Genomic DNA, 25,645 nt, shown 5'->3' with positions numbered 1-25,645 from the left:
TTTCGCTACCGACTTTTTGCAAACTGAGCCAAAGTAATCGTTGGTTTTCCGAGTTCATCCCACGTGTTTTGGGCCTGAAAAGGCTCTGGATGTTCAATCATGGCTTTTACAACATGGTAGCCGTAGCCCGCCTGTGCGTTGAACAAACCGGCCCATTTTAATACCCAAAGCGGCACCTTGGCTATTTTCAGCTTTGGCTGAGTTGTATTTTTAACATACACGTCGGCTCCTTCGTCTACGGTGAGCGCTTCGGGGCCCTGTACTGCGTAATCGCGGTTTTCAGAAGTAAGCTTGAGAAACGATTGTGCCACCTGTCGTCCATAATCCTCGCCTGCGATCCAATAGTTTTTGACTTTGGGTGTGCCCGCCAGCAATACACGATTATTCTGGATCATCCGCCCCGGCAGGGTTTCCATAAAATTGGAAGGATAAAAAATTGTATACGGAATACCCGTTGCCTTGATGAGCGCAATCGCTTCGCGTTTCCAATCAAAAATCCACCAACGAAATCCTTCATAGGCCTGAATGATGGACGACAAATAGGCAATGCGCTGAATCGGGTAGTCATGAATAACCGACAGGATGTTGCGGAGCCCGTCGCGTTCTCCGATAAAATCGGCGGATTTGGCGGTTTGTTCGAACGATAAACTTAGATAAACCCCTTCTGCTCCTTGCAGCGAGCGGCGAATTGCGGCTATATTTTCTAAATCCCCTTCGACTAACGTCACGGTTGAAGGTAACACGACGCTGGCTTTTTGGGTATTTCTTACCAAAGCCGTTACTTCAAATCCCGCGTCTGCCAAGGCTTTTACTACGGGCTGGCCCAACATACCCGTTGCTCCAAAAACAGTTATTTTTTTCATGAATAAGTTTACTGCAAAGTCATTTCCACCAAGGTTGACCCTTTGCGTCGGTTTTGATTTATGAAACTGTTTAGTGTTTCATATCATTGCCTAACATCACTTCCGGGGCCACCATTACGCGCGTGCCTTCGGAAGCATTTTCCAAATTAAGTACTCCACGCGGACATACCGCCGAACAAATACCACATCCCACGCATGAGGACCGTACGATGTCTTGTCCGCGTTGCGCATAGGCACGAACATCAATGCCCATTTCACAATACGTCGAACAATTTCCGCAGGAGATACATTGCCCGCCGTTGGTTGTAATGCGGAAACGCGATTTTTTACGTTGCCAAAGACCTAAATATGCAGCCAATGGACAACCGAAACGGCACCAAACGCGGTTGCCCATAAGCGGATAAAAACCCGTTCCGACCACGCCTGCAAAAATACCTCCAATCCAAAAACCATAAGCCGACCGCACACTGTAACTGTCAATAAATAGGACATTGGACGAGCCCGTAAAGTACGTGTAAAGAACCATCGCAGTCATCAACACCGCAAATACCAACACCCCATGCACAATATAACGCTCTATTTTCCAAGACTTTAATGACTTATCCGAAAGTTGGCGATACGGGTCACCTAGGGTTTCGGCCAAGCCTCCACAGCCACACACCCACGAGCAGTACCAGCGTTTTCCAAAGAAATACGTCATAATCGGCACCCCGATTAGAAACAACAAGATGCCCCAAACCAACATAAAAATCCCCAAACCACCACTTTGAACCAAACTATTGAGATTGTAATCAAAGAAAAAGTCGTAATCAAGCGGCCAGATATTTTTAAAATCGTAATAAGGCTTGTTCAAACTCACCAGTATCTCGGGAATAATAAACGCCACCGCCGTCTGAAAAAACATCACCGATAGTGTCCGTACCTGCTGATACCTGCTGTGGCGGTATTTGATCAACATTCTAATGCCCATCACCATTACACAAATGGTGTACAAAAATCCGTATAAAAACCACCGACTTGCCTCGCTACCGTTAAGGGCTTTACTCAGTGGGTCTACAAGCAGTGTCCAATTGACGAGGTACTGTGGGAAATAATAAAGTAAAATATAAAAACCAATCAGAAAAGTACCTACCATCCACCCCAAAGCCCCTCTTGCAGTAGATGATTGTTGAAAGATATGATTGTTTTTAATACCAGGTAGTAACCGTAATTGGGGCAATATGTAAAGCAATGCCCCTAAAATAGCCAAGCCAAAGGTTAAGAAAAACCACTTGGAAGGGGTATCTTTCAACGGCCCGTGGGCGGCGGCTTTGGTAATGGCAAAACTATATTCATCATAAATCACCTTATCCCACTGTTGGGCGGCTTTGTACTTCGAATTGAGTCCATTTAGCTCATTATCAAACGCATAAGTAAAGGCCCAACCGTTACTGTAGGTTTTGTTGAGCATAGGTTGCAGGCATGTACCCAATGTAGACTGATGCTCTGGCTTGAGGTTTTGTTTCAAAATGGCGGAAGTGAGTGTAAACTCATTCATAGTCAACGTATAAAGCCATAACCCGAAACCTGCCAAAAACAGGCCTAAGCCCAAACCAGAGAGAATTTTCATGCCAAAAAGGGAGTTTTACTTCCCCTAATATACAGCAAAAACCGTTAAAAACATTTCTGCATAAAAAAGCGCGGGGCTCAAAGAGCTCCGCGCCTGTAATATATTCGAAAAAAAATCTTACGAAATAGATTCGGCCAGTACTAGTACTTTGTTGTTCAGTACTTCTACTACGCCGCCATCTACCGTGAAGGTCTCCTTGTGGGCCCCTTCTACAATGATAGCGCCTTGTCCGAGGGTACTTACAAGGGCAGCGTGGTTATTTAAAACCTGAAACTGTCCTTCTGTACCTGGAAAAGTTACCGCAGAAACTTCGCCAGAGAAGATTTTTTTATCGGGAGTGATGATTTCTAAATTCATATCGGAAACGATTTAATTATCTACCCGCCGCTTCTTTCAACAGACGCTCTCCTTTTTCGATGGCATCTTCGATGGTTCCAACAAGGTTGAACGCTGATTCGGGCAAGTGGTCAAACTCACCGTCCATGATTTGATTAAAGCCTTTGATGGTATCGTTGATATCTACCAAAACTCCTTTCAAACCTGTAAAGGCTTCTGCCACGAAGAACGGCTGTGATAAGAAACGCTGTACACGACGAGCGCGGTTTACCGTCAACTTATCTTCTTCCGACAATTCTTCCATACCCAAAATCGCGATGATATCCTGCAATTCTTTGTAGCGTTGGAGGATTTGTTTTACGCGTTGAGCACAGTTATAGTGCGCATCTCCTAGGTTTTCAGCGCTCAAAATACGGCTTGAAGAATCGAGTGGATCCACCGCAGGATAGATACCCAACTCGGCAATCTTACGGCTCAATACCGTCGTAGCGTCCAAGTGAGCAAATGTCGTAGCAGGAGCAGGGTCAGTCAAGTCATCGGCAGGTACGTAAACGGCCTGTACCGAAGTGATTGAACCACGCTTGGTAGATGTAATACGCTCTTGCATCGCACCCATTTCGGTTGCGAGTGTAGGCTGATAACCTACGGCTGATGGCATACGACCCAAAAGAGCAGATACCTCAGAACCAGCCTGCGTAAAACGGAAAATGTTATCAATAAAGAAAAGGATATCACGACCTTGACCAGTACCGTCTCCATCACGGAAATACTCAGCAATCGTCAAACCTGACAACGCCACGCGGGCACGTGCTCCTGGAGGCTCGTTCATCTGACCAAACACGAACGTAGCTTGCGATTTTTTCAATTCTTCGTAATCTACTTTCGATAAGTCCCAACCGCCTTCTTCCATGCTGTGTTTGAACGCGTCACCGTATTTGATGATACCCGCTTCAATCATCTCACGCATCAAGTCGTTTCCTTCACGAGTACGCTCACCTACTCCGGCAAACACCGAAAGACCAGCATACGCCTTAGCGATGTTGTTAATCAGCTCTTGGATCAATACGGTCTTACCTACCCCAGCACCACCAAACAAACCGATTTTACCTCCTTTTACGTAAGGAGCCAAAAGGTCAATCACTTTGATACCTGTGAAAAGAACTTCGGTAGCCGTAGCCAAATCCTCAAACTTAGGAGCTGAACGGTGAATAGATAAGCCATTTTCTTTGCTTACCTGCTTCATTCCGTCGATAGCATCTCCCACTACGTTGAACAGACGCCCTTTGATATCTTCACCGATGGGCATTGTGATGGGGCTTCCCAAGTCAAATACGTCCATCCCGCGTTGAATCCCTTCGGTACCCTCCATTGCGATGGTGCGTACGCGGTCTTCGCCGAGGTGTTGCTGACATTCCAGAATTACCTTCTGTCCGTTGGGTTTGGTTAGTTCCAAAGCGTCAAGGATAGATGGTAGGCGCTTGCCTTCCCCCTCAAAACTCACGTCCACAACTGGGCCAATCACCTGCGTTACTTTGCCTATGTTTGTTGTGTTTGCCATTGTATATGTTATAGTGTTATTCGTTATGAGTTTATACGTTAGTAGTTAATTTTTCAATCTTTGACCGCAACGGAGTGCAGCGGCGGATTTGCTACTAAGCATTAACTGTTTAAGTTTCAGGCCGCAAAATTAGTCGTTTGTTTTATTAAAGCCAAACACCCTTGAGTAGTATTTTGGATATTTTCTATAGAAATGCCATTTTTTTTCAATAATCCTTGTGCAAAAACGGGTTTTGGAAAAATTTAGTCGCACAAAAACTACCTGCTTAAATTAGCTAAATGACTTGCCAGAACGGAGTTTTGAGTAAATGTTTTTCAACCCTTAAAAAAACTTTAGCCATCTACTATGAAGTCGACGGTTGTTTGAGGATAATCCGGAAAGTCGTTCCTTTTCCTACTTCCGAATTTTTGACGAATAATTTTCCCCCGTGATACTCCTCAATAATCCGCTTGGCAAGCGTCAGGCCTAAGCCCCAGCCGCGTTTTTTGGTACTGATGCCAGGTTTGAATACTTTTTGCCAGTTTCCTCTCGAAATCCCTTTCCCAGTATCGCTGATATCAATGGCTATTTCTTGCTTGTTCAACACAAAAATTCGCACTTTAAGCGCACCGACGCCCGTCATGGCATCGACGGCGTTTTTACAGATATTTTCAATCACCCATTCAAATAAATTTCGATTGATGTTCATTTGACGCTCTTCGGGCAGGTCATTCACAAATGTTACTTTTACTTTGGTTGAAATTCGTCGTTTGAGATAATCTAAAAAAGTGGACACAACCTCGGCCACATTTTCATGCCTCATCGCGGGCGTTGAACCGATACTAGAAAAGCGCGTAGTAATCATTTCCAAGCGTTTTACATCTTTCTCAATCTCACCAGTGTATTCATCGGGATAACGTTCGGGGTCGGTCCGAAAAAACTCCACCCACCCCATAAGAGAGGCAATCGGTGTTCCTAACTGATGCGCTGTTTCTTTCGCCAATCCTACCCAAACGCGGTTTTGTTCGGCGGTGCGCGATGCACTGAACACCAGATAGGCGAGGAACCCCAGCACCAACAAGCTCAACAACTGAACATAAGGATAGTACCTCATTTGTACCAATAGAGAAGAATCGCTGAAATAAATGTACTGTTTGGTACCAGCCACATCCACTTCAATCGGCGGATGTTCATCTTTCATTTCCTCGAAGGCTTCAATGAGTAACTTTTGTTTTTCTGAAGGGTCGTGCGCAGGCAAATCCAAGTTCGTGCCGTCGATGGGCACTTTGTCCTCTCCCACCAAAATAGTAGGGATTCGACTTTGAAAAATATTGTCTTTTACAACTTCAAACAGGAAAGTATAGTCTTCCGTAATCGAGTGATTGGCCGAATATTCAATCAATTGGGCATATAATTTCAACTGACGTTTTTCACGGGCATCTACATTTTCAACAATATTGTAGGTATAGATAATGGAAGCGATGCCGATCAAAGCTAGATTGATTCCGATAAAAATTTGATAAAGATTCTTTTGACTGTAAATGTCGATTGCCGGTAGCTTCATAGCATTGATAAGACGCAAAGGTTTCTATAAAAATACATTGAAAATGGCGAAAACACCTTTGCTCCTTTGATTAATTTAGAATGAGTATAAATTACAGCGCCTAATTTCAATCACGCATCTAATTTTTGAGAGAATGCGTACGTACAATCAAACGATGGCATAAAATTAAAAGTACAGACATTCTTTTGATTAATCAAAGCTTGGGGATGCACCTCTTCAGTTTCCAAAATATGACTTTAATCATATTATAAACTTCCAAAGGTCATCTTACGCATTCTCAACTAATCAGATATTGTCAAGGAATTACGGTTAATAATTTATACTCATTCTAAATTACTAACTAGGCGCATTTTAATTCTTTGAAATAGGTTTTTGAAATAACTTTGTAGACTTTTTGTTAGGCAAGTGACATGGAATCATTACAGTTTAGAAGTATAGGCATTTCGTACAAAACCGCTCCCCTCGAAATCCGGGAGCAAATTGCATTAAACGAAGACGAAGCGAAAGCTTTGATGTTGAAAGTGCAGGAATTTTTTGGTGGTTCAGACATCCTGGTGGTTTCAACCTGTAACCGCACGGAAATCTATTACAACGCACCTCAGGATTTCAACGTAGCCATTGCCAAGTTACTTCTGATTGAAAAAGGCCTAATCAATACCGAAGCCTATCTCTCCTATTTCACTTTTTACGCTTCTCAAGATGCCGCGGCACGTCATTTATTTGAGGTAGCCACAGGATTGCACTCGCAGGTAGTAGGTGACATGCAGATTCCCAATCAAGTCAAACACGCATACCAGTGGTCGGTTGATTTGGGCATGGCGGGGCCGTTTTTGCACCGATTATTGCACACAATTTTCTTTGCCAATAAGCGCGTAGCCCAAGAAACCTCTTTCCGGGACGGTGCCGCTTCAACTTCGTATGTTGCAGTAGAGCTGATTGAGCACGTTACTACTTTAAAAGAAAACCCTTCCATTTTGGTCGTGGGTGTGGGTGAAATCGGAACGGATGTTTGCCGCAATTTGAAAGAAAAGAAATATACCAATATAAAGGTTATCAACCGTACCCGCGCCAAAGCAGAACAACTCGCCCTTGAACTCGGATTTGAAGTAGGAGATTTTGAAAATGTAGAAGAAGAAATCCGTAAAGCAGACGTGGTTATCTCTTCGATTCAGCGCGACGAACCTTTTATTACCAAAGAACTTCTCCGTAAACAATCCCTGTACTCATTCAAATACCTGATTGACTTATCGGTACCACGCAGCGTAGCAATGGATGCTGAACAAGTTCCTGGGGTGATTGTATACAACATTGATAACATTCAGCAACGCGCCAACGAAGCACTCAGCCGCCGTTTGGCTTCTATCCCACAGGTCGAGGCCATCATTACACAAGCCTTGGATGAGTTTGGAGACTGGTCGAAAGAAATGGTTGTTTCTCCCACCATCCAAAAGCTAAAAAATGCGTTGGAGCAAATTCGTCAAGAAGAATTGGCTCGTTATATGAAATCAATGAACGAAGATGAAGCTGCAAAAGTGGATAAAATCACATCGAGCATGATGCAAAAAATCCTCAAGCTGCCCGTTCTTCAGCTCAAAGCAGCCTGTAAGCGCGGAGAAGCCGAAACACTCATTGACGTGCTCAATGATTTGTTTAATCTGGAACAACTGCCAGAGCGCAAATAAGCCAGCTCCTTATTTTACCTTTCCGTACTTTTTCATAATTTCTACCACTTTCTGCACAGGAAGAGCCTCTACGGTGTGCCCTTGGTAGCCTTTTGTCGTTTTTGCCATCAATAATGAATTAAGGATGGCTTCTTCGGTTGCTTCAATCACAGCCAAAAACAAGGGCGACGTATCGTCATTTCTAAGCAATTTCTGCTCTTCAAATTTTGACTTCGTATCGTGCGGAATGGTGTACGCCGTCGAAAATGCAATGACATAATCGCCGCTTCCATTGGCCATGATTCCCCCCGTTTTACCCAAGCCAATCAAGGCTCGTGTTGCCAAACGTTTCAGGTTTCGGGCGTCCAAAGGCGCATCGGTGGCTACGACAATCATACAAGAGCCATCGCCAGATTTATCAAGGGTTTCTTTGAAAGAATACTTACCAAGTTCTACTCCTACGGGTACTCCAGCCACTTCTAATACACCCCCAAAATTGGTTTGAACCAACACACCTACCGTGTATCCACCCAACAGGGCGGGCAGTTTTCGGGAAGAAGTACCGATGCCGCCTTTCCACCCAAAACACACTGTTCCTGTGCCCGCACCCACATTCCCTTCTTCCACGCTGCCCGAGGAAGCCGTTTGCAAAGCCTTTATCACATGCGCCTGTTTTACATGCCGCCCTCTAATATCATTTAAGTAACTATCGTTGGTTTCGCCCACAATCGGATTGACCGAACGCACATTTTCGTTCCCTTTTTGGGTTAATGTCCAATCGACCAGCGCGGCGGCCGCCGTCGAAACATTTAAGGTGTTGGTCAAGACGATGGGAGTTTCGATGTTACCCAATTCGGCCACTTGGCTATAACCTGCGAGTTTCCCAAATCCGTTTCCTAATTCAATGGCAGCGGGGATTTTTTGTTGGAATACATTACCATCGTGTGGTAAAATAACCGTTGCACCCGTACGTATACTATCTCCCGCATTCAGCGTGGTTTGCCCAACTTTTACCCCTGCCACATCCGTAATGGCATTTAATTTACCCGTTGGCAGTATTCCTATTTTTGCCCCAAGGTCGCGCAGGCGTTTGTTTTGGGCAAAAGTAGCATGGTGGATTCCAACAACTAATCCTATCAAGAGGGCATAATAGCGATTCATTTTGAGATGATATTTTTTCGTGAACAAAGGTCTCGTTTATTAAATATCGAGTATTTAGAGTACGATACAAATGAAGAATGAATGATTTTAAAAGATTCTTAAAATTATACAATTAAACGTCGTCATTTTCAATCTTTTAAGTAGATTAGTGTAGAAATAAAGCAATTTTTTAGGGAGAGGTAAAATCAAAGCCGTAATTTTACGTTTTATTAAATCAGATGAGAATTTAGCTGTTATTATGAAATATTCGGTTCATTTCCTTGTCCTGCTGTTTCTTTTCTCCTATACATTACTCCGAGCGCAGGACAATCGTTCCAGTTTCCAAATCGAAGTCCCTACCGAACCCAATTGGAATTGGGTGTCGGAAGGAAGTCGTTTAGAATTTACATTAAAAACATCAGGTGGCAAAGGCGACTCGGTGACTTTCGTCATTATGCAAGGGTTGATTGAAGGAATGTCGTTTGACTCAACGGGCCACTTTGCGTGGGTTCCCTCCTATGACTTGGCCGACCGCACCAATACACAAAAAAATATTCAAGTTATTTTTGAGGCCCGAAACAATCAAAACGAAACCACTACCCGTTCGGTAGAGCTTAAGGTATTTCACGTCAATCGCCCACCACGGGTCGAAGATTTAAAGCCTTTTTACGTACAAAACCGCACGCAGAATGTTTATAAAATAGACGCCAATACGCTCAAAGACGATGATAGCGACCCTTTGGTTATCATTCCCGTCACGGAGACCTTACCCGAAGGCGCAAAGCTTAGTTCGGCAGGAGAACTTACGTGGCAACCTTCATTGACGCAGTTTAATAACCTCAAATCAAACCCGATTTTTATTGATTTTTTTGTGGAAGACCAGCCCGCCAAAGCGCGGGCCAAAGGACGTCTAAAAATTGAGGCTACGCAGATGGATTTGCCACCGAGCATTATTCAGATTCCTAAAGGAGAATATTTTAAGTCCAAAGAAAACGCCACTATCAATCTTAAGTTTTTCCTGTCTGACCCTAATGGCGATGATGATATTGCCACGTTTGATCTGGTGACCGACAATCCCGAAGTGCCAGGCACCACGCTGGTACAAAATACGCCCAACCAATATGAGTTTATTTGGACGCCCACGTACGACTTTGTCAAAGACCCCTACGATTCATTGTCTTTTCAAATAACGTTTTTTGTGATCGACAAAGAACAGAATCGTGACGAACGAAAAGTACGATTTACCATTCTTAATGCTGTCAATGAAGCCGAAAAAGACCGTCAGCTATATGATATGTACCGGGCGGCATTGGTAGAGGCCTGGAATCTGGTCACGCAGCTCAGCGAGAAAGAACAGGAGCTGAAAAGGTCATATTTGAAAGCGAAAAAAGGGAAAAAGAACCGATCAATGGTCAATGCCGGCTTAGGAGCTACCACGGGTCTTTCTCCGGCGGTCATCAAAACCCCGCAAACCAAATCCATCGTATCGGCGGTAGGCGGTACGACCATTGTCACCATCAGTTCGCTCGAGGCCGCCGAGGTCATTGGAAAACCGTTACGCGATTTGCTGGACCGATATAATTATGTGTTGGAAAAGAAAATCGAGATTCAAAATAAAGGCGACGTTTTTGCGCGTGAATATGCACTCAAAGCGGCCCGGCGTCAGCCAGATTACGCCAAAAAACGCGATGAATTCAAAGCAGCACTATCCATCAAAGGACTCGTAACGCTTGATTTAGATGCTGGTTGGGAAAACAAAAAAGAAGCCACCGATAAAGCCATTGGTCGCGCTTTCAAGGATTTTACACCGTTGGAATCACAGAATCGCGCCCGTCAATAAGTAATAAATTAATTAACAAAAAACGACCGTCAAGCAAGCTTGGCGGTCGTTTTTTGTTAATTAATTGTCAGTAGTAAAGCCCCCTGTCAATCATCCTATTTTTTATTTGGTCACTTTCAACTTGCCTTGCATCAAGGTATGGTGTCCAGGAAATGTACACAGGAAAGTGTAGTCGCCAGGTTCGTTGGGGGCAATAAAATAAATGGCTTCGCTTGTTTCGGGCTGCAAAATATTGGTATGAAACAACACGTTTGCTGACTTAGGAACATATTGTAAATCAGGTCCTTTGAGCCCTAACTTAATGGCGGCTTCGCCGATTGGATTGGCCGTTCCAGGTTTTACAATGACGCAATTGTGAAGCATATCATCATTGTTGTTGAATACCCATTTTATCCGGCTTCCCGCTTTTACTTGTACCTGAGTTATGTCAAACTTTAATCCTGGCACTGTACCAAGGGTTATCACTTGATCTGGACCGTTTGTCCAGTCCGCAGGTTGGTCAACGTTTCTTTTTGCAGTACTTGGCCCTTTGGGCGCAGCGGTGGTAGCCGCAGGCATGGTATGCCCGCTGTGGGCCGTCATTGAATTATCGGCTGGCTTTGATACACTTACCGTCCATTGAGACGCGGGGATTTTTTCACCTTCTGCAATTTCATTCAGAGTATAATAACCTACGTTATGTAACAAAGGCAAACCCGCCGCCGACCGAATTCCTTCGGCTTTGATTTCGTGGATGTATCCCAGTTTCAAGCTATCCAACACAATTCTAGCTTTCAGGCCATTGTCCGACACAACAATGTGGCGTATTACGCGCTCAGAAGCATTGATGATGGGGCTTCCGTAGTTGTGGTGATATTTGTAGGTAAACGAATTGAACTGGTACGAGGCTGGATCCTGCGCCGTTTTTTTATCAACTGGCAACGTAAATTCTACTTCAAAACCATCAGGCTTCGAGATAACTTTTTTCATTTCAAAAGGCATTTGTCCAGTCCACACCAACCGTTGGATACCAAACGGGTCTTTGCCAGTAGCCGACCAACCCCGACTGGTTTGCCCTACAAACATCGAACCATCCAATCCCCAGACCATCCGTAAAATCCCCGACTGAAATCCTTCCCGAAAAGGAAAACAGATACCCTGCCAGCGGCCTTTTACTTTCTCAAGCATCACCCGCATAATTTTACTATGGCCTTGGTCCCCCACAAACAATTGCCCTTCAAAAGGCCCAAAAGCCCCTTTTGTCATGTCTTCTTTAATATCTGACGTTGAAATCCCCATCAAAGTATGCGGAAACCAAACCGCCGGAGCTTTCAGGCCAGGCACCCGTTTGGCAACATCATATAAAGGCTCGCCCGTATCAGGGATGTCTTTCATGGTCAATTTTACAGGGGATTCGGGGTCTTGACTCCAAACAAGCCCTTCGGGATTACCCGCAAAATCTCCTGTTTCTAAGTGCGTCATGCGGCCAGACCCAACCCAGTCACCTTGGTTTTCGGTATAAAACATGTCGCCGTTTTGTAGCGCAATATAACCCGCAGGTGAGCGCAAGCCCGTGGCAATGGGCTTCATATTGGCTTTGTCATCGAACTTCAACAACCAGCCGCGCCACTTTGCCAAACTCGCCCCGTGGCCAATCCAGTCCAAATTGAGCGTAACCAGCAAATCACCGTTGGGGGCCAATACTGGGCCATACGAATATTCGTGGTAATTGCCCGACAAAGGCCATTTATAAAATGACTCGTAAACATCTGCAACCCCGTCGCCATCAGAGTCTACCAAATGCGTAATTTCTCCCCGTTGCGAAAGCAAAAAGGAGCCATCTGGACGGTACAGGAGGCCCAATGGCTCGTGCAAACCGTGCGCGAATCGCTTGTAAGTAGGTTGTCCAGAACCTTTTAGGTAAGGATTGTTAATCATCCAAACTTCTCCGCGACGGGTAGAGGCCGCCAAACGGCCATCTGGTAATACTGACAAGCCCCCGACTTCCAGTTGGATATTTTCGGGAATGGGAAGCGTGACAATTCGATAATAATCATCTTCGGTCATGGGACGGTTTTGCGTCTGGCCCACGAGTACCGAAGCAAACGACAGAATGAATGAATATAAAACGATTTTTTTCATAAACAGCAACCTTATTTTAACTGATAAAGACCACTTAGCCCTGCTTTTACCCAAAAGAAAAGCGAGGTACACAAGGCGCCCCGCTTTTCTTGTTAAGAACTTAACGTCAATTACATCGTTGAAAGTACGTTGTTCATCGTACGAACAGCATCGGCCGATTTGGCAAACGTTGCTTTTTCAGCTTCGCTCAAGCGTAGGCTGATGATTTTTTCCCAACCACCAGCACCGATTACTACTGGAACACCTAAGCAAATGTCTTTTTGGCCATATTCGCCATTAAGATACACTGAGCAAGGGAAAATGCGCTTTTGGTCACGAACGATGCTTTCTACCAACGTAGCTACCGCCGCACCTGGGGCGTACCAAGCTGAAGTACCAATCAATTTAGTCAGGGTAGCTCCGCCCACCATGGTGTCGGCGGCTACCTGTTGCAATTTTTCTTCAGATAAGAAACGGCTTACAGGAATACCGTTGTAGGTAGCCAAACGGGTCAAAGGAATCATGGTGGTGTCACCGTGCCCACCGATTACCATCCCGTGAAGGTCGTTTGGAGATACGTTCATCGCCATTGATAAGTAGGTTTTGAAACGTGCGCTGTCCAAAATACCACCCATTCCGATGATGCGTTTTTTGGGCAATCCCAATTCTTTAAACGCCAAGTATGTCATGGTGTCCATTGGATTGGAAACGATGATGATGATGGCTTTTGGAGAATATTTTAGAATATTTTCGGCAACTCCCTTAACGATACCCGCGTTGATGCCAATGAGTTCTTCGCGCGTCATGCCAGGCTTGCGCGGAATTCCTGAAGTGATTACTACTACTTCCGAACCTTTGGTTTTTTCGTAGTCGTTGGTCGAACCAGTGATTTTGGTATCGAATCCGTTCAAAGTAGCGGTTTGAAACATATCAAGGGCTTTTCCTTCCGACAAGCCTTCTTTGATGTCGAGCAATACTACTTCCTGAGCCAACTGACGGCGAGCGATGTTGTCAGCGCAGGTTGCGCCTACTGCCCCTGCTCCTACTACGGTAATTTTCATTGGGATTATGAATTTATTGGTGAATTAACGTTTTTTTTAAACCGGCCGTAAATATAGGGTGAAAACCTTTTAAAGCTACTCTTAAAGGCATTTTTAATGCTAAAAACATATAGTGAAGCGGTAGTTAGAAAGTTACAGAGCAAACTTTCTTCCATCTGTGAGAGAGGGCTAGGAACAAGACTTCCTAACCTGTTCGAAGGAACCATGCGTCTGACGATTCTTAACCGTCGGTCAGCGTGATACTGCATCTGGCTGCCTGAGTGCACCCGTTCAAACCGTCTGGCGCATTCTTTCTTTTACCGTTCATCCAAGGTTTACAAGAGCGACTTTCAAAAAAATGGCTGTTCATCCGATTTCGTTGGTGGCCTTTAAATCAATACCTTACCTTTACATTACCTTTTTCAGCCATGAAACATTAACTTTATCGTTGATTATCAAACAACCTTTACACACATGACACCTAAACGTCAAGGGGCCGTCGTCAAGACTGTCAAAGACATTACAATCGGCGCTGCCCTGACGGTGGCGTTATTGAACGGAGGAATGATGCTCCAAAGCTGCGGCAGTTCCGACGACGAGCAAAAGCAACAGGAGGCCCCTTTTAAAGGACGTCCTGTAAAAACGTACATCACCGAAATGAAACCCGGTGAGTATAAAATCACGGACGAAGTCGCCGTGAGTAGTGATAAAGAAGCGGGCGCCATAGTACGTTATTTTGACGGGCGACGCGACACGCTCACCGTGGCGGAAGCACAAAGATTGGTCAAAACCGACTCGACCACCCGCGACTATTACAACAACCCGAATCACTACCATTCGCATCATCATCACAGTAGTTCATTATCAAATGCTCTGCTGTGGGGCGGCATGGGCTACATGTTGGGTCGGAACAATAATTCTCAATTCTATAATGAAGGGCGCGAGCGCCAATACAGCTCAGGGGCTTATGCCAACTCTTCCGTTTATCAGCGTTCGGCTGGTATTCATGAAAGTTACCACAGCCACCGCAAAAGTTTTGCTTCACGGCCCAGCAGCAGCCGAAGTGGATTTTTCAGCCGCAGCCGTAGTTCTGGGAGTTAGTTTTTTATTCACTTAAAGAAGCATAAGATGCAGAGACGCAAAAACACTGCGACTTAGCGGCTCTGCGTGAACTTATATTTGATAAATAAATGATCAACACAAGATATTTGAATAACAGCCCGGAAGCCCAATTGCGTAATGTAGGCTGGGACTGGATGCTCGGGGCTGATACGTTACCTTACCTGACCAATGAGGCGGTCACGGTGAAGACCTACGAAGCAGACGCTTATTACAATGCCGCCAACGAACTGTATGAGATTTATGCAGAGGCCGCTCAACACGCCATTGACCGCAATCTGTGGAAGGAAATGGGCATTCCAGAAAGTCTCATTGAATTAATAAAACTGACGTGGGAAGACGACCGTCATTGGCACATCTATGGGCGTTTTGACTTGGCGGGAGGCGTAAGCAGAGAACCCATCAAACTCATTGAATTCAACGCCGACACTGCTACCTGCATTCCCGAAACGGCCGTAGTGCAATGGGCGCACCTCAAGGCCAACCACATGGATGAAAGCAAGCAGTTCAACAATGTGTATGAGGCCTTGAAAGAGCAGTTTGCCGAGCTTCGCCGCCGCAATATGCACCTCACGCCCACACTGCTGTTCTCAACCATGCGCGACGCCCCCGAAGACGACACCAACGTGGCCGTACTCGGAGAAGCCGCTCGTGAAGCTGGTTTTGACGTAGAATTCAGCTACATGGACGAAGTGGAATTTACGGCCACCGAAGGGATTTTCAAGCAAAATCTCAAAAACGGGAAGTTTGAGCAATTTGACTTTTGGTTTAAGCTCGTACCCTGGGAATACATCGGCTACGACGAACCTGAATTGGCGGAATTATTAACAAAAATCGTTAAAAACGGCAAAGCGGTCATCATCAACCCCGCGTATACGCTGTTGTTTCAATCAAAATATATCTTGAAATTGTTGTGGGATTTGTACCCGAATCACCCTCTTTTGTTGCCCACTACGGCACAGCCGCTTCCCAACAAAGTAAGTGTGGAAAAGGTACTCTTTGGCCGGGAAGGGGCCAATGTACGCATTCTGGAAACCAACGGCACGGTCATCACGGCCGCCGACGGCGATTACGGGGATTATGACAAAATCTATCAGGAATACGTAGAGTTCCCGCGCGACGCCCTCGGCCAGCGCTACCAAGCTGGCGTGTTTTGGGCGGGCGACGCTTGCGGTCTGGGCTACCGTCGTGGTGGAAAAATCATTGACAATACCGCCCAGTTTGTGGGGCATTTGGTGGAGTGAAAGTGATAATTTGAAGGTTGCAACGACTTATCGCTACCTTCCCCCGCTCACAATCTTCCCATCCGACATTTCAATGATTCTATCGCCTCCTTTGGCGAAGTCGGGGTCGTGGGTAACGGTGATGATGGTTTGATGGTTTTCGTGGGAGATTTTACGAAAAATATCAAAGACCAAATTTGAATTGGCTTTGTCGAGGTTGCCTGTGGGCTCGTCGCCCATGATGATGGTGGGGTCGTTGATGAGCGCACGGGCAATGGCTACACGCTGCTGCTGTCCGCCCGACAGTTTGGAAGATTGCTTTCGGGCGTAGTCTTCCATGTTGACCAATTTTAGTTTTTCGTAGGCGCGCGCTTCAATCTCTTTGGTGCTGTATTTTCCCAATTTTTGCGCGGGCAACATCACATTTTGTAATACCGTAAACTCCGCCAGCAAAAAGTGAAACTGAAACACAAAGCCCAGATGCTCATTGCGAAAGTCGGCAAGGCGGTCTTGACTGAGGCCCGTGAGGCGACTGCCGTTCATTTCCAGATTGCCTTCGTAGTCGGTATCCATGGTCGAAAGGATATACAGCAATGTAGACTTGCCGCAACCAGATTTACCGACGATTGACAAAAACTCCCCTTTTTTCACTTCAAAGTTGACATTCTCCAACACCTGAAACTTTTCTGGCTCGTAGAAGTATTTGTTGATATGGCTGGCTTGAAGAACCGTATTGCTCATGGTTAGTGTTGTTTGTTGCTAAGCAGACACAGAAAAAAAACAATTACCCTCTCAATATCGCTACCGGGTCAATTTTAGAGGCTTTTTTGGAAGGGAAATACCCCGCTAAAATGGTCGTAATCAAGCCAAAAGCCAGCCCCATCACGTAATATTCGACGCGAAAAACCACGGGAAATGTTTTGAGACTAATCATATCGCCCGTTTCAAACGGGGAAATGGACAAAAGATAGCTGATTCCGAATCCAATAACCAACCCCAACAATCCTCCCGCCAAGCCAATGATGATGGCTTGCAACAGAAATACCGCCACCACATCTTTGCCGCCAAAACCCGTCGCTTTCAGAATGGCAATGTCTTTGAGTTTATTAATAACGTTCATGTTCATGATGTTGTAAATTCCAAAACCTGCCACCACTAGCAGTGTCATGGACACCACAAACGTCATTACATTACGGATTTTCTCGCCCGCCAGAATGGCCTGATTGGCCGTAGACCAATCTTCGGTATAGGTATTGAATTGCTTGCTGAGATTTTTACCAAAGGCAATGGCTTGCAACGGGTCGTTCATTTTGATGTGAATATCAGTGATATAACTCGCGTCTTTTCCGAGTATCTCCTGCACCGTGCTGATGCTCGTATAACAACGAATATTGTCGACCGTACCAATGCCAAATCCAAAAGTACCGACTACCCGTAAAGTGATATTGCCACCGAGTGGTGTCGTAACGCTTACTTTATCACCCACTTTTACATTCAGTTTTCGGGCCAATGTAGCCCCTAACACAATGCCGTTGGGATTGGCCAAAAGCGACTTAAAACTGCCCGTTTTTATCCGGCTATCCAGATTATACAATCGGTTTTCGCGCGGGTAATCAATCCCCGCAATCACGCCCGAAATCTGAATGGGGCCATTATTGAAAAATGCCTGCGAACTTACCTCTGGCGAAACACCCAACACGCCCGGCATTTGCTCAATCATGCTCACCATTTGTAGCCCGTTTTTGATGCGGGTCAGTTGTTGTTTGGGTTTTTGGTGATAGACAATGTTTATTTGGTCGTCACCATTTTCAACCGCATCAAGGATGCTAGGCCGCTGGGTATTGACATCGTTGTAAATGCGTACGTGTGGACTGGCATCCAGCGCGGAATCTTCCAAAAATTGGTTGACGCCCTGCATGAAGCTAATCATGACGATAAACATCGCTATCCCAAAGGTGACGCCCAACATGGCCACCAACGTTTGGCGTTTTTTGGCTAAAAGGTGGGTTTTAGCAATTTGGAAGGAGAGATTGAGGTTCATGGTTTTTGTTTTTTCGAAAAAAGAGGCCCGTTTATCGCTTATTTTTCTTTCCAAAATTCTTCCACATCTACCGGCAAATACCCGCGCTCCTGAGCAATGAGTTCGAGGCCCTCGATGATGGTTCTGTAGTCGTTATACGTGATAATGTCTGCTACTTTTTGGCGATAATGGGTCTTTGCCAAAATATCCCGGCGGTCTTTGTAAGCATCTTCGATTCCTTCCCATAAGCCCTTGTCGACCACCGGGTGAATCCATTTGAACAGATCGGGACGCCCGAAACCGGCTACGTTGACTGTAGTTTTTAAAAAATAATTCAGCACTTTAGCGGCCCACCCCACGGATAAATTCGGCATTTCGATGAGCATTTCCAGTACCGTGCGTTGGTGCCAGGCCTCAAATTCAGGTTTGGTGATGGGACAGTCTCCATCAAAGATTTGTGCATAGTCGGGCATAGCATCCGTTGTTTTTACTCTTTTACCAATACACTTTTCTCCGTCAGCCCTGCTTTAACCTCTACCAATTCAAAGTTTTCGGCCCCTTTTAGCACTTTTATCTTTTTCTTTTCTTTACCTTCTTCAATCCACACACTGTCTTTTCCCACCAAATAGGCTTTGGGAATGGTCAATGCTTTAGGGTTTTTGGAAATAACGATGTTGGCTTCGACCGTCAGGCCGTAATAGGCCAAGGGACTTTCGCCCACAAAATCGGCATCAACCCTAAACGACTGGTCTACTTTGTTGAGCTTTGGATAAATCTTGGTGACTTTGGCTTTAAACACTTTGTCGCCATAAGCATCCATTTTAATCAATACATCCTGCCCTTCTTTGAGTTTGGAAAAATCCGTTTCGTCCACCGCCAATTGCAGATATACTTCGTTGGGATTTCCCAACAGCGCAATGGCTTCGCCTTTACGGACCAATTCTCCCACTTTTTTATAGACTTCATACACCCGCGCCGCCTCGATGCTCCGAATCCGATAATTATCGCCTTCACGGGCATTTACCCGAAAATTGGAACGTGTGTTCTGTAAGTCGACATACAATTGGCTTTTGGTCCTGGCCAGGGCTTTCTGACGCGCCGACACATCATTTTTGGCCGTACGATAAGCCAATTCCACGCGTTCCAAATCGGCCTTAGACGTGGCATTTTGTTCGTACAGCGCCTTATAACGAAAGTAATTGACCGAGTCATTTTCCAACTTAGTACGGGCGCTGCGCAGGGCCGCTTCCAACTCGGCTAAAATCGGTGAGCCATCCGCATAATTGGCTTCGGCCTGGCGGTAAATATTGGCGGCCGCCTCGGCCCGGGCATCCTGCGAGAGACTTTCGAGCGAAAACAGCAGTTGATTCCCTTTCACCACATCTCCTTCATTGACCGACTGCTGCTGCAAATACCCATCGGCATTGGCCACGACTTTGTACTCATTTTTCGGAAACACATTCCCCGAAGCGTAGACTGCTTCGGTAAGGTCTTTATAAGCGGGCGAGGTCGTTTCGGACTTTGGTTGACAACCCACAAAAAATAAGGAGAGAATGAGTAAATAAGTGTATAAGCGAATAACTGTCTTTTCCATTGCTATGAGGTCTAATAATCTCCAATCTGTCATTAATAGGAATTTCTGATTTCCAGCAGTTTGCCATTGATCATTACATCGGCCAACGTGCGGAGGTATTTATTTTGGGCGTTGAGCACTTCATTGAACACATTCAGGTATTGGTCATAACTCAGGATACCGCCTTTGTACTTAATGAGCACTAATTGCATGTTTTCCTCATTCAATTGATACGCCTCCCGGTTAATTTTCAGCGAGTTAAGCGATTGATTGTAAGTAATGAGCAAATCCTGCGTTTCAGATTCATATTTGCGTTTTTCGTTGTCAAGTTGCATTTGTGCAATGTCAGCGTTGACCCGAGCGCGGGCAATGCCGCTTTCCCGAATCCGTCCGCTGTAAATCGGTGCTTCAAAACGCAGCCCCGCTACGCCAATTCCAAACCATTTTTCATTGAAATTCAGAAAATTCAATTGGTTTCGCTGCGCCTGTTCAGAATAACGGGCGTAGGCTGAAAGCGTAGGTAATCGGAGCTTTTGCTCTTTTTTAACCTGCTCTTTGGCCAACGAAAACTGCGCCGCCCGGAGTTGAAGGCGGGGAACAGCCACCTCATCCGTAACGACGGACCGCCCCAGCCCCTTCTCCTTGTCTAAGGAGAAGGGGGGCTCTTTTTGGAGTGTACTCCCTTCTCCTGATAGTAGTAGAAGGGCAGAGGATGAGGTAATGACAGAGGAATCGCCTACAACCACCCTTAACTGATTCAGGTTCTTTTGATACGCCATTTCATTTTGATGAAGTACGTCTTCGATGGCCAAACGCGTGGAGCGCACACGATTGTATTCGAGTTGGTCAATCAGGCCTTTTTCTTTGCGCTCCGCAACTATACGAGCAATGCTGTCAGTATTGGCAAGATTTTGTTGGGTAATGGTAATGTATTGTTGGGTAAAAACCGTCGCAAAATACAACCGTGCGACTTGCGTGCTGAGGTCATCTTGCAAGACTAGGGTTTGTAAAATACCGATTTTTTGGTTGGCTTTGGCAATCTCTACCTCCTGTTTTAAGCCCGCATTCCAAAGGGGAACATTTCCTTCCAGACCTGCCGTGAGGTTGAACGGAACGCCGAATTGAATACTGCGAAACTCCCCTTCTCTACCACCAAAAAACTGCGCAGGAATCAACTGCGTAGGTAAGACAAAATTATAATCAAAGGCCGTCGTCAATTTTAACTGCGGCAACCGGGCGCCTTTAGCCGCCGTCACATTCCACTGCTGTACCTGAGCGGTTCGTCGTGAAATTTGAAGGTCAAGATTATTTTTTTTGGCCAATTCAATCGCTTCATTTACATCCTTGATAACAGTTTGGCTAAAAATGGGATGCGATAACGAGAGAACGAGAATATAAATCAGCGTTGTCTTTTTCATCATGCTGTATGAACTAGGTTCCTAAATATAATGGCAATGATTACGATTCAAAACAACATAACCTATGACCAATATCAAAGTCAAGGTTTTTGAAACGGACAAAAAGCGCCATAAAACGGAAGAAAGCCCTTACCTTTGCGTACCACCTACCTCATAGATTTTTCGTCAACCATCCTCCGATTTCTTGGCCAAAAGACAACCGACAACCGAAACAAAATGCACGTTACAGGCTTTACTTTTATTCGCAACGCCGTCAAATTTGACTTCCCGATTGTGGAGGCAATCACCTCTATTTTACCCATTTGCGATGAGTTTGTGGTGGCCGTCGGGAAAAGTGAAGATGAAACCCTGCAACTCATTCAAGAAATAGATCCCGTAAAAATTCGAATCATCGAAACAATCTGGGATGAGTCATTGCGGGAAGGCGGGACGGTCTATGCCAAAGAAACCGACAAGGCTTTTCAGGCAATTTCCGAAAAATCAGACTGGGCATTTTACATTCAGGGCGACGAAGTAATCCACGAAAAGGACCTTCCAGCCATCCAAGCTGCCATGCAAAGCTGGAAAAATGACGAAAACGTTGACGGTCTTTTGTTTAAGTACATCCATTTTTACGGTTCATACGATTACGTGGGCGACTCGCCCCAATGGTATCGCCAAGAAATACGCATTGTCAAAAACAACAAAAACATCTATTCATACCGTGATGCGCAAGGGTTTCGGAAAAACGACAACCAAAAGCTGCGCGTCAAGCCTATTGAAGCGAGTGTTTATCATTACGGATGGGTGAAAGACCCGCGTGTGATGCAGCAAAAACACCTTCATATTCATAAATATTGGCACCCAGGCGATCCCGAAAAGCACATTAAAGTCTCCTCTGAGGGTTTTGATTATTCACAAATTGATTCTCTGGCCAAATTTACGGGTACGCATCCCCACATAATGCAAGCGCGGTTGAAGCGACAAAATTGGCAGTTCAGCCACGACATTTCTCATAAAAACCTGAGCCTAAAATACCGACTGAAACTTTGGGTCGCCAAACTGACGGGCTGGTATATTGGTGAATACAAGAATTATAAAGTGGTGTAATACAATGATTCTTAACTTGAAACCCTGTTGCACCCGTTTTTTATTTAAACTTGCCTCATGAAATGGTTTTCACTCCTTTGGGCAAGCTATCTGGTGATTTTGTCGTGCATTCCATGCACACACCACCACGATTTGCGTATGATTACCGATAGAGAAACGATTTTTCATCACGCGTCACACGACGACGAAAACGAGCATGACGAGAATGAAAACGAGCACCATCACGTTTGTTCTCCTTTTTGCCAATGTACCTGCAATGGCGGCTTTACAGTTCCTACGCCTTATTTCGAACTTCAAATTATATCGCTGATTTGCTCAGCCCAAACGCTTGTTTTTAGCAACCAATCTTCTTATACACCAAGCATTTTTGCTGCCATCTGGCAACCGCCCAAATTGCCAGTACAGGGATAATTATGCACTTTTTTCACTGAATTCAATTCATTTCATCCGATTTTGAGGAAAAACACCTCCTCATTGAAGTACGAACCAACGCGCTCCTTGGGATTGGAGTTGCTTTTTTTCAATGAAACACTATTGGCAAAAATCCATTCTTGCTTTTGGATTGACAATGCAATTCAGCCCTCTAATTATTGGGCAAGTAAGGCTGCCTGTTGAGGAGGCCGTCAAAATCGCTTTGCAGAAAAATCCAGCAATTAAAGCCTCGGCATTGGCCGTGCAGCGCAACGAACAGCTATTGGGCGCAGCCCGTAACGTTCCCAATCCTGACCTGACCTTTGATAGCCCAACGGGTGTTTTTTATACCCTTGGGTTCCAGCAATCCTTTCGCTTTCCTACAGTGTACGGCCGTCAATATCAACAACAGCAGCAGCAAATACTGTTGTCCCAAAAAGAACAGGTCATTACGGCCAACAACCTTAAATACCGCGTCCGTACCATTTATTCCGCTATCCAATCGGCCGAAGCTTATCAACGGCAACTACTTTCTCAAGACAGCTTGTACACCCAAATCAGTCAAGCGGCACAACGTAACTTTGATGCGGGAACCATTGATAAACTGGCACTTCTATACGCCCAAACACAAGCAGCAGAGGTAAAAAATCAGGCACGAGTTGCTGGATTTCAGATTGCGAGTCAGAAAAAACAATTAGAGATTTTAATGGGTATCTCGCTTTCTGCTTCTGTATTCACGACTTTAGTAAAACTTCCATCTCCCGCATTGGATACCTCAACCATTGTCCAAAACCCCGTGGTTCAGGTGGCGCAGCAATGGGAAACCGTGGCTCAAAAAGCCGTTGAAGTGGAGCGCGCCAATGCCCTGCCAGGTTTTATGGTAGGGTATTATAACCAAGGCACTCAAGAAGCTACTTTCGGATTACGCTGGCGGGCAGGAATCAGCCTTCCGCTGTGGTCAGGACAATATAAAAGCCGCATCAATGCCGCGCAAACTGAGCACCAGATGGCCCGACAAAACACCGAAGTGCAAAAACAAACGGTTAGCTCGGCGTTGCAACAAGCGCAAGATGATCTGACTTCGTCGGCCAATTCTCTGATTTTTTACGAAACCGTTGCTTTGGGCCAAGCCGACGCGATTATCGGCACAGCAAGGCGTTTTTTTGAAAATGGTCAAACCGACTACACCAATTTTTTACGCACTACCAACGACGCATACGCCATCAAACTACGCTATTTGGAAGCCCTACAAAATTATAATCAAGCAGTTTTGGCCCTTCATTATTTGACAGGAAACTTATGAAAAAGATACTTAAAAAAGCAATGGGAATAGCGCACGGAAACATGTTCTTATCCAAAGTTTACCCAACCTTTCACCAAAAATACGCAAGGTTGCTAATCCTCGTATTTATTACCCAATCCTTTCTGCTTACTTCTGCTTACGCCCAGCACGACCATGACCACGGTGACGGTGGCCACAGTCACGGCGAAGAAACGGCAAAGACAGAAGAGGTAAAATTACAGAAATCCGAAGCCGTCTCCGATAAGTACGAAGCGGTGTTGAAATACGAACACCTTCACGCTGGCGAAGCCGAAAAAATGACCCTTTATCTCGCCGACCCTACCACCAATCGAGCCCTTGGGGGCGCATCATTGAAATTGACGACTTCATTGGACAGCAAGGCTAAATTTGACATTATCCCCAAAGAATCAGGAATTTACGAAGTATCCGCCACTTTCTCTCGCGATAGAACTTTTACGCTAACGTTGGCCATCAACGGCACAAATGGCACCGATATACTTCTTTTAAAAGGAATCAGAGTAGGCCACAACGAAGGAGCTCATGTCCACGACGAAGCCAACGGATGGCAGGTAGCCTTAGGAAATTGGCGAACTTGGGGCATCTTTGGTGGCGGGCTTTTGGTAGGGTTAGGAGTCATGTTTTTGATCATGAAAAGCCGAAATCGGACGTTATTTGTCATTCTGATTTTAGGATTTTGTCTTTTGCCTCTCGCCAATTACCAGCCTGTTTCTGCCCAACATGACCACGACCACGAGGGAGAAAATATCCATCAGGCCAATGCAACGTTGACCGATGTATTTGAAGTACCGAAAGAAACCCAATTTTTGTTTGAAGTCTTGACCCAACCAGTCAGCGCGGGTGGTTTTCTTCCCACTACGCAGCTCAACGGCACAGTCATTCCTTCTTCCACGGGGCTGGCGGTGGTACAACCTCCCCAACCCGGGCGAATCATTTCGCTGAATGTGCGGGTAGGCCAAAAAGTATCTAAAGGCCAGACCTTAGCCATCATAGAACAGACTTTGGACGCAACAGCATTGATAAATCTCCAAGTAGAGCGCAATACCCTTGAAGCCGAGCTTTCTGTGGCCCAACGAGAATATGACCGCCTCAAAAAAATCGAAGACATTGCCGCCAAGCGTGAGGTATCAGAGGCCGCTGCACGCTTGCAAAAAGCACAGGAAAATCTCAAAGTGTTCAACGACATTGCACAAGGCGGCAAAGGTACCCATCGTCGCTTTCCGCTCGTTGCGCCCATCAGCGGGCTGGTATCGCCCTTTAGTGTCGCTATCGGCTCTACCGTTGGGACGGGCGATACAGTTTTTCAACTGACCAATTTAGCCAAAGTATACGTGGAAGCACAGCTATTTGAACGCGATGCTGAGAGCCTCTTTTCGGCAACGGGCTACGAAGTTATCTGTCAACGCGAAGCAGGACAACACCGTACAACCCGCGTGCGACTATTATCCGCTGCGCAGTCGGTCAATGCCAATCAGTCCCAAAAAGCACTTTTTGAAGTAGAAAATCCTACTGATGATTTTAAAATTGGCGAGTTTGTGTCGATTCGAATTCAGGGGAAAACGAATGGAAATACGCTCTCCTTACCCAATTCAGCCCTGAGCCAAATCAATGGTAAATCCTGCGTTTTTATCAAAGAATCCCCAGAAAATTACCGAATTCAATACGTGGCCACTGGTCCCAACAACGGCGACTTTACGACCATTCCCAAAGGCATTAACAACGATGATAAAGTAGTGGTGGCTTCGACGTATCAATTAAAAATGATCTTTATAAATCGGTAA

The 25,645-nt window shown here is 45.5% G+C and carries 21 protein-coding genes; 8 read left to right on the top strand and 13 right to left on the bottom strand.

Annotated elements, in window-relative coordinates:
- Positions 1–5 precede the first annotated feature (5 nt).
- The 5 genes from GVN20_RS25465 to GVN20_RS25445 all read right to left on the bottom strand — a co-directional run bounded on the left by GVN20_RS25465 (position 6) and on the right by GVN20_RS25445 (position 5,909).
- A complete protein-coding gene (locus tag GVN20_RS25465; protein ID WP_166561038.1) occupies positions 6–863 on the bottom strand; it encodes an SDR family oxidoreductase in 858 nt (285 codons plus the stop codon).
- A gap of 70 nt (positions 864–933) precedes the next feature.
- On the bottom strand, positions 934–2,472 hold the full coding sequence (locus GVN20_RS25460) for a 4Fe-4S dicluster domain-containing protein (protein ID WP_166561037.1): 1,539 nt from the start codon (positions 2,470–2,472) through the stop codon (positions 934–936).
- A gap of 117 nt (positions 2,473–2,589) precedes the next feature.
- The gene (gene atpC / locus GVN20_RS25455) at positions 2,590–2,829 is read right to left on the bottom strand and encodes an ATP synthase F1 subunit epsilon (RefSeq protein WP_166561036.1); all 240 of its coding nucleotides are present in this window, start codon (positions 2,827–2,829) and stop codon (positions 2,590–2,592) included.
- A 16-nt stretch (positions 2,830–2,845) separates the two neighbouring features.
- Complete coding sequence (atpD, locus tag GVN20_RS25450) at positions 2,846–4,366, bottom strand: F0F1 ATP synthase subunit beta (RefSeq protein WP_114068095.1); 1,521 nt, start codon at positions 4,364–4,366, stop codon at positions 2,846–2,848.
- 343 nt (positions 4,367–4,709) lie between these two features.
- The gene (locus GVN20_RS25445; protein ID WP_166561035.1) at positions 4,710–5,909 is read right to left on the bottom strand and encodes a PAS domain-containing sensor histidine kinase; all 1,200 of its coding nucleotides are present in this window, start codon (positions 5,907–5,909) and stop codon (positions 4,710–4,712) included.
- 410 nt (positions 5,910–6,319) lie between these two features.
- Between GVN20_RS25445 and hemA the strand changes: the two genes are divergently transcribed.
- Positions 6,320–7,591: a glutamyl-tRNA reductase gene (hemA, locus tag GVN20_RS25440; protein ID WP_166561034.1), complete on the top strand. Its 1,272-nt coding sequence runs from the start codon at positions 6,320–6,322 to the stop codon at positions 7,589–7,591.
- Between the two features lie 9 nt (positions 7,592–7,600).
- On the opposite strand, the gene GVN20_RS25435 is transcribed toward hemA, so the two are convergent.
- The gene (locus GVN20_RS25435) at positions 7,601–8,731 is read right to left on the bottom strand and encodes a P1 family peptidase (RefSeq protein WP_166561033.1); all 1,131 of its coding nucleotides are present in this window, start codon (positions 8,729–8,731) and stop codon (positions 7,601–7,603) included.
- A gap of 238 nt (positions 8,732–8,969) precedes the next feature.
- Between GVN20_RS25435 and GVN20_RS25430 the strand changes: the two genes are divergently transcribed.
- Positions 8,970–10,550 carry a hypothetical protein gene (locus tag GVN20_RS25430; RefSeq protein ID WP_166561032.1) on the top strand — a complete coding sequence of 527 codons (1,581 nt, stop codon included), beginning with the start codon at positions 8,970–8,972 and terminating at the stop codon, positions 10,548–10,550.
- Positions 10,551–10,652: 102 nt separating this feature from the next.
- On the opposite strand, the gene GVN20_RS25425 is transcribed toward GVN20_RS25430, so the two are convergent.
- Together GVN20_RS25425 and mdh are read right to left on the bottom strand one after the other, a co-directional pair.
- Positions 10,653–12,671, bottom strand: a complete 2,019-nt coding sequence (locus GVN20_RS25425) for a plastocyanin/azurin family copper-binding protein (protein WP_166561031.1) — start codon at positions 12,669–12,671, stop codon at positions 10,653–10,655.
- Positions 12,672–12,781: 110 nt separating this feature from the next.
- Positions 12,782–13,711 carry a malate dehydrogenase gene (gene mdh / locus GVN20_RS25420; protein ID WP_114068101.1) on the bottom strand — a complete coding sequence of 310 codons (930 nt, stop codon included), beginning with the start codon at positions 13,709–13,711 and terminating at the stop codon, positions 12,782–12,784.
- A 453-nt stretch (positions 13,712–14,164) separates the two neighbouring features.
- Between mdh and GVN20_RS25415 the strand changes: the two genes are divergently transcribed.
- Positions 14,165–14,791, top strand: coding sequence for a hypothetical protein (locus GVN20_RS25415; protein WP_166561030.1), 627 nt, complete (start codon positions 14,165–14,167; stop codon positions 14,789–14,791).
- Positions 14,792–14,880: 89 nt separating this feature from the next.
- Entirely contained in the window at positions 14,881–16,053 is a 1,173-nt protein-coding gene (locus tag GVN20_RS25410) for a glutathionylspermidine synthase family protein (RefSeq protein ID WP_166561029.1), read from the top strand.
- 33 nt (positions 16,054–16,086) lie between these two features.
- On the opposite strand, the gene GVN20_RS25405 is transcribed toward GVN20_RS25410, so the two are convergent.
- The 5 genes from GVN20_RS25405 to GVN20_RS25385 are packed head-to-tail and all read right to left on the bottom strand — an operon-like array spanning position 16,087 to position 21,046.
- Positions 16,087–16,773 carry an ABC transporter ATP-binding protein gene (locus tag GVN20_RS25405; protein WP_114463860.1) on the bottom strand — a complete coding sequence of 229 codons (687 nt, stop codon included), beginning with the start codon at positions 16,771–16,773 and terminating at the stop codon, positions 16,087–16,089.
- Between the two features lie 43 nt (positions 16,774–16,816).
- Positions 16,817–18,073 carry an ABC transporter permease gene (locus tag GVN20_RS25400; protein WP_166561028.1) on the bottom strand — a complete coding sequence of 419 codons (1,257 nt, stop codon included), beginning with the start codon at positions 18,071–18,073 and terminating at the stop codon, positions 16,817–16,819.
- 38 nt (positions 18,074–18,111) lie between these two features.
- Positions 18,112–18,525 (bottom strand): hypothetical protein, encoded by a 414-nt coding sequence (locus tag GVN20_RS25395; RefSeq protein ID WP_166561027.1) that lies wholly within the window; start codon positions 18,523–18,525, stop codon positions 18,112–18,114.
- Positions 18,526–18,539: 14 nt separating this feature from the next.
- Positions 18,540–19,646 carry an efflux RND transporter periplasmic adaptor subunit gene (locus GVN20_RS25390; RefSeq protein WP_166561026.1) on the bottom strand — a complete coding sequence of 369 codons (1,107 nt, stop codon included), beginning with the start codon at positions 19,644–19,646 and terminating at the stop codon, positions 18,540–18,542.
- Positions 19,647–19,678: 32 nt separating this feature from the next.
- A complete protein-coding gene (locus GVN20_RS25385) occupies positions 19,679–21,046 on the bottom strand; it encodes a TolC family protein (RefSeq protein ID WP_166561025.1) in 1,368 nt (455 codons plus the stop codon).
- A 213-nt stretch (positions 21,047–21,259) separates the two neighbouring features.
- Here GVN20_RS25385 and GVN20_RS25380 point away from each other — a divergent pair, with 213 nt between their 5' ends.
- From GVN20_RS25380 to GVN20_RS25365, 4 genes are all read left to right on the top strand, one after another.
- On the top strand, positions 21,260–22,132 hold the full coding sequence (locus GVN20_RS25380; protein ID WP_166561055.1) for a glycosyltransferase family 2 protein: 873 nt from the start codon (positions 21,260–21,262) through the stop codon (positions 22,130–22,132).
- Between the two features lie 57 nt (positions 22,133–22,189).
- Positions 22,190–22,543, top strand: coding sequence for a hypothetical protein (locus GVN20_RS25375; protein ID WP_166561024.1), 354 nt, complete (start codon positions 22,190–22,192; stop codon positions 22,541–22,543).
- Positions 22,544–22,655: 112 nt separating this feature from the next.
- Positions 22,656–23,846 carry a TolC family protein gene (locus GVN20_RS25370; RefSeq protein ID WP_166561023.1) on the top strand — a complete coding sequence of 397 codons (1,191 nt, stop codon included), beginning with the start codon at positions 22,656–22,658 and terminating at the stop codon, positions 23,844–23,846.
- Positions 23,843–25,645, top strand: coding sequence for an efflux RND transporter periplasmic adaptor subunit (locus GVN20_RS25365; RefSeq protein ID WP_166561022.1), 1,803 nt, complete (start codon positions 23,843–23,845; stop codon positions 25,643–25,645). The genes GVN20_RS25370 and GVN20_RS25365 overlap by 4 nt, the downstream gene beginning before the upstream one ends.

Source organism: Runella sp. CRIBMP (genome assembly GCF_009905605.1).
Lineage (GTDB): Bacteria > Bacteroidota > Bacteroidia > Cytophagales > Spirosomataceae > Runella.
The sequence above is the reverse complement of the archived record's forward strand: the minus strand, read 5'-3'. Positions and strand labels throughout refer to the sequence as shown.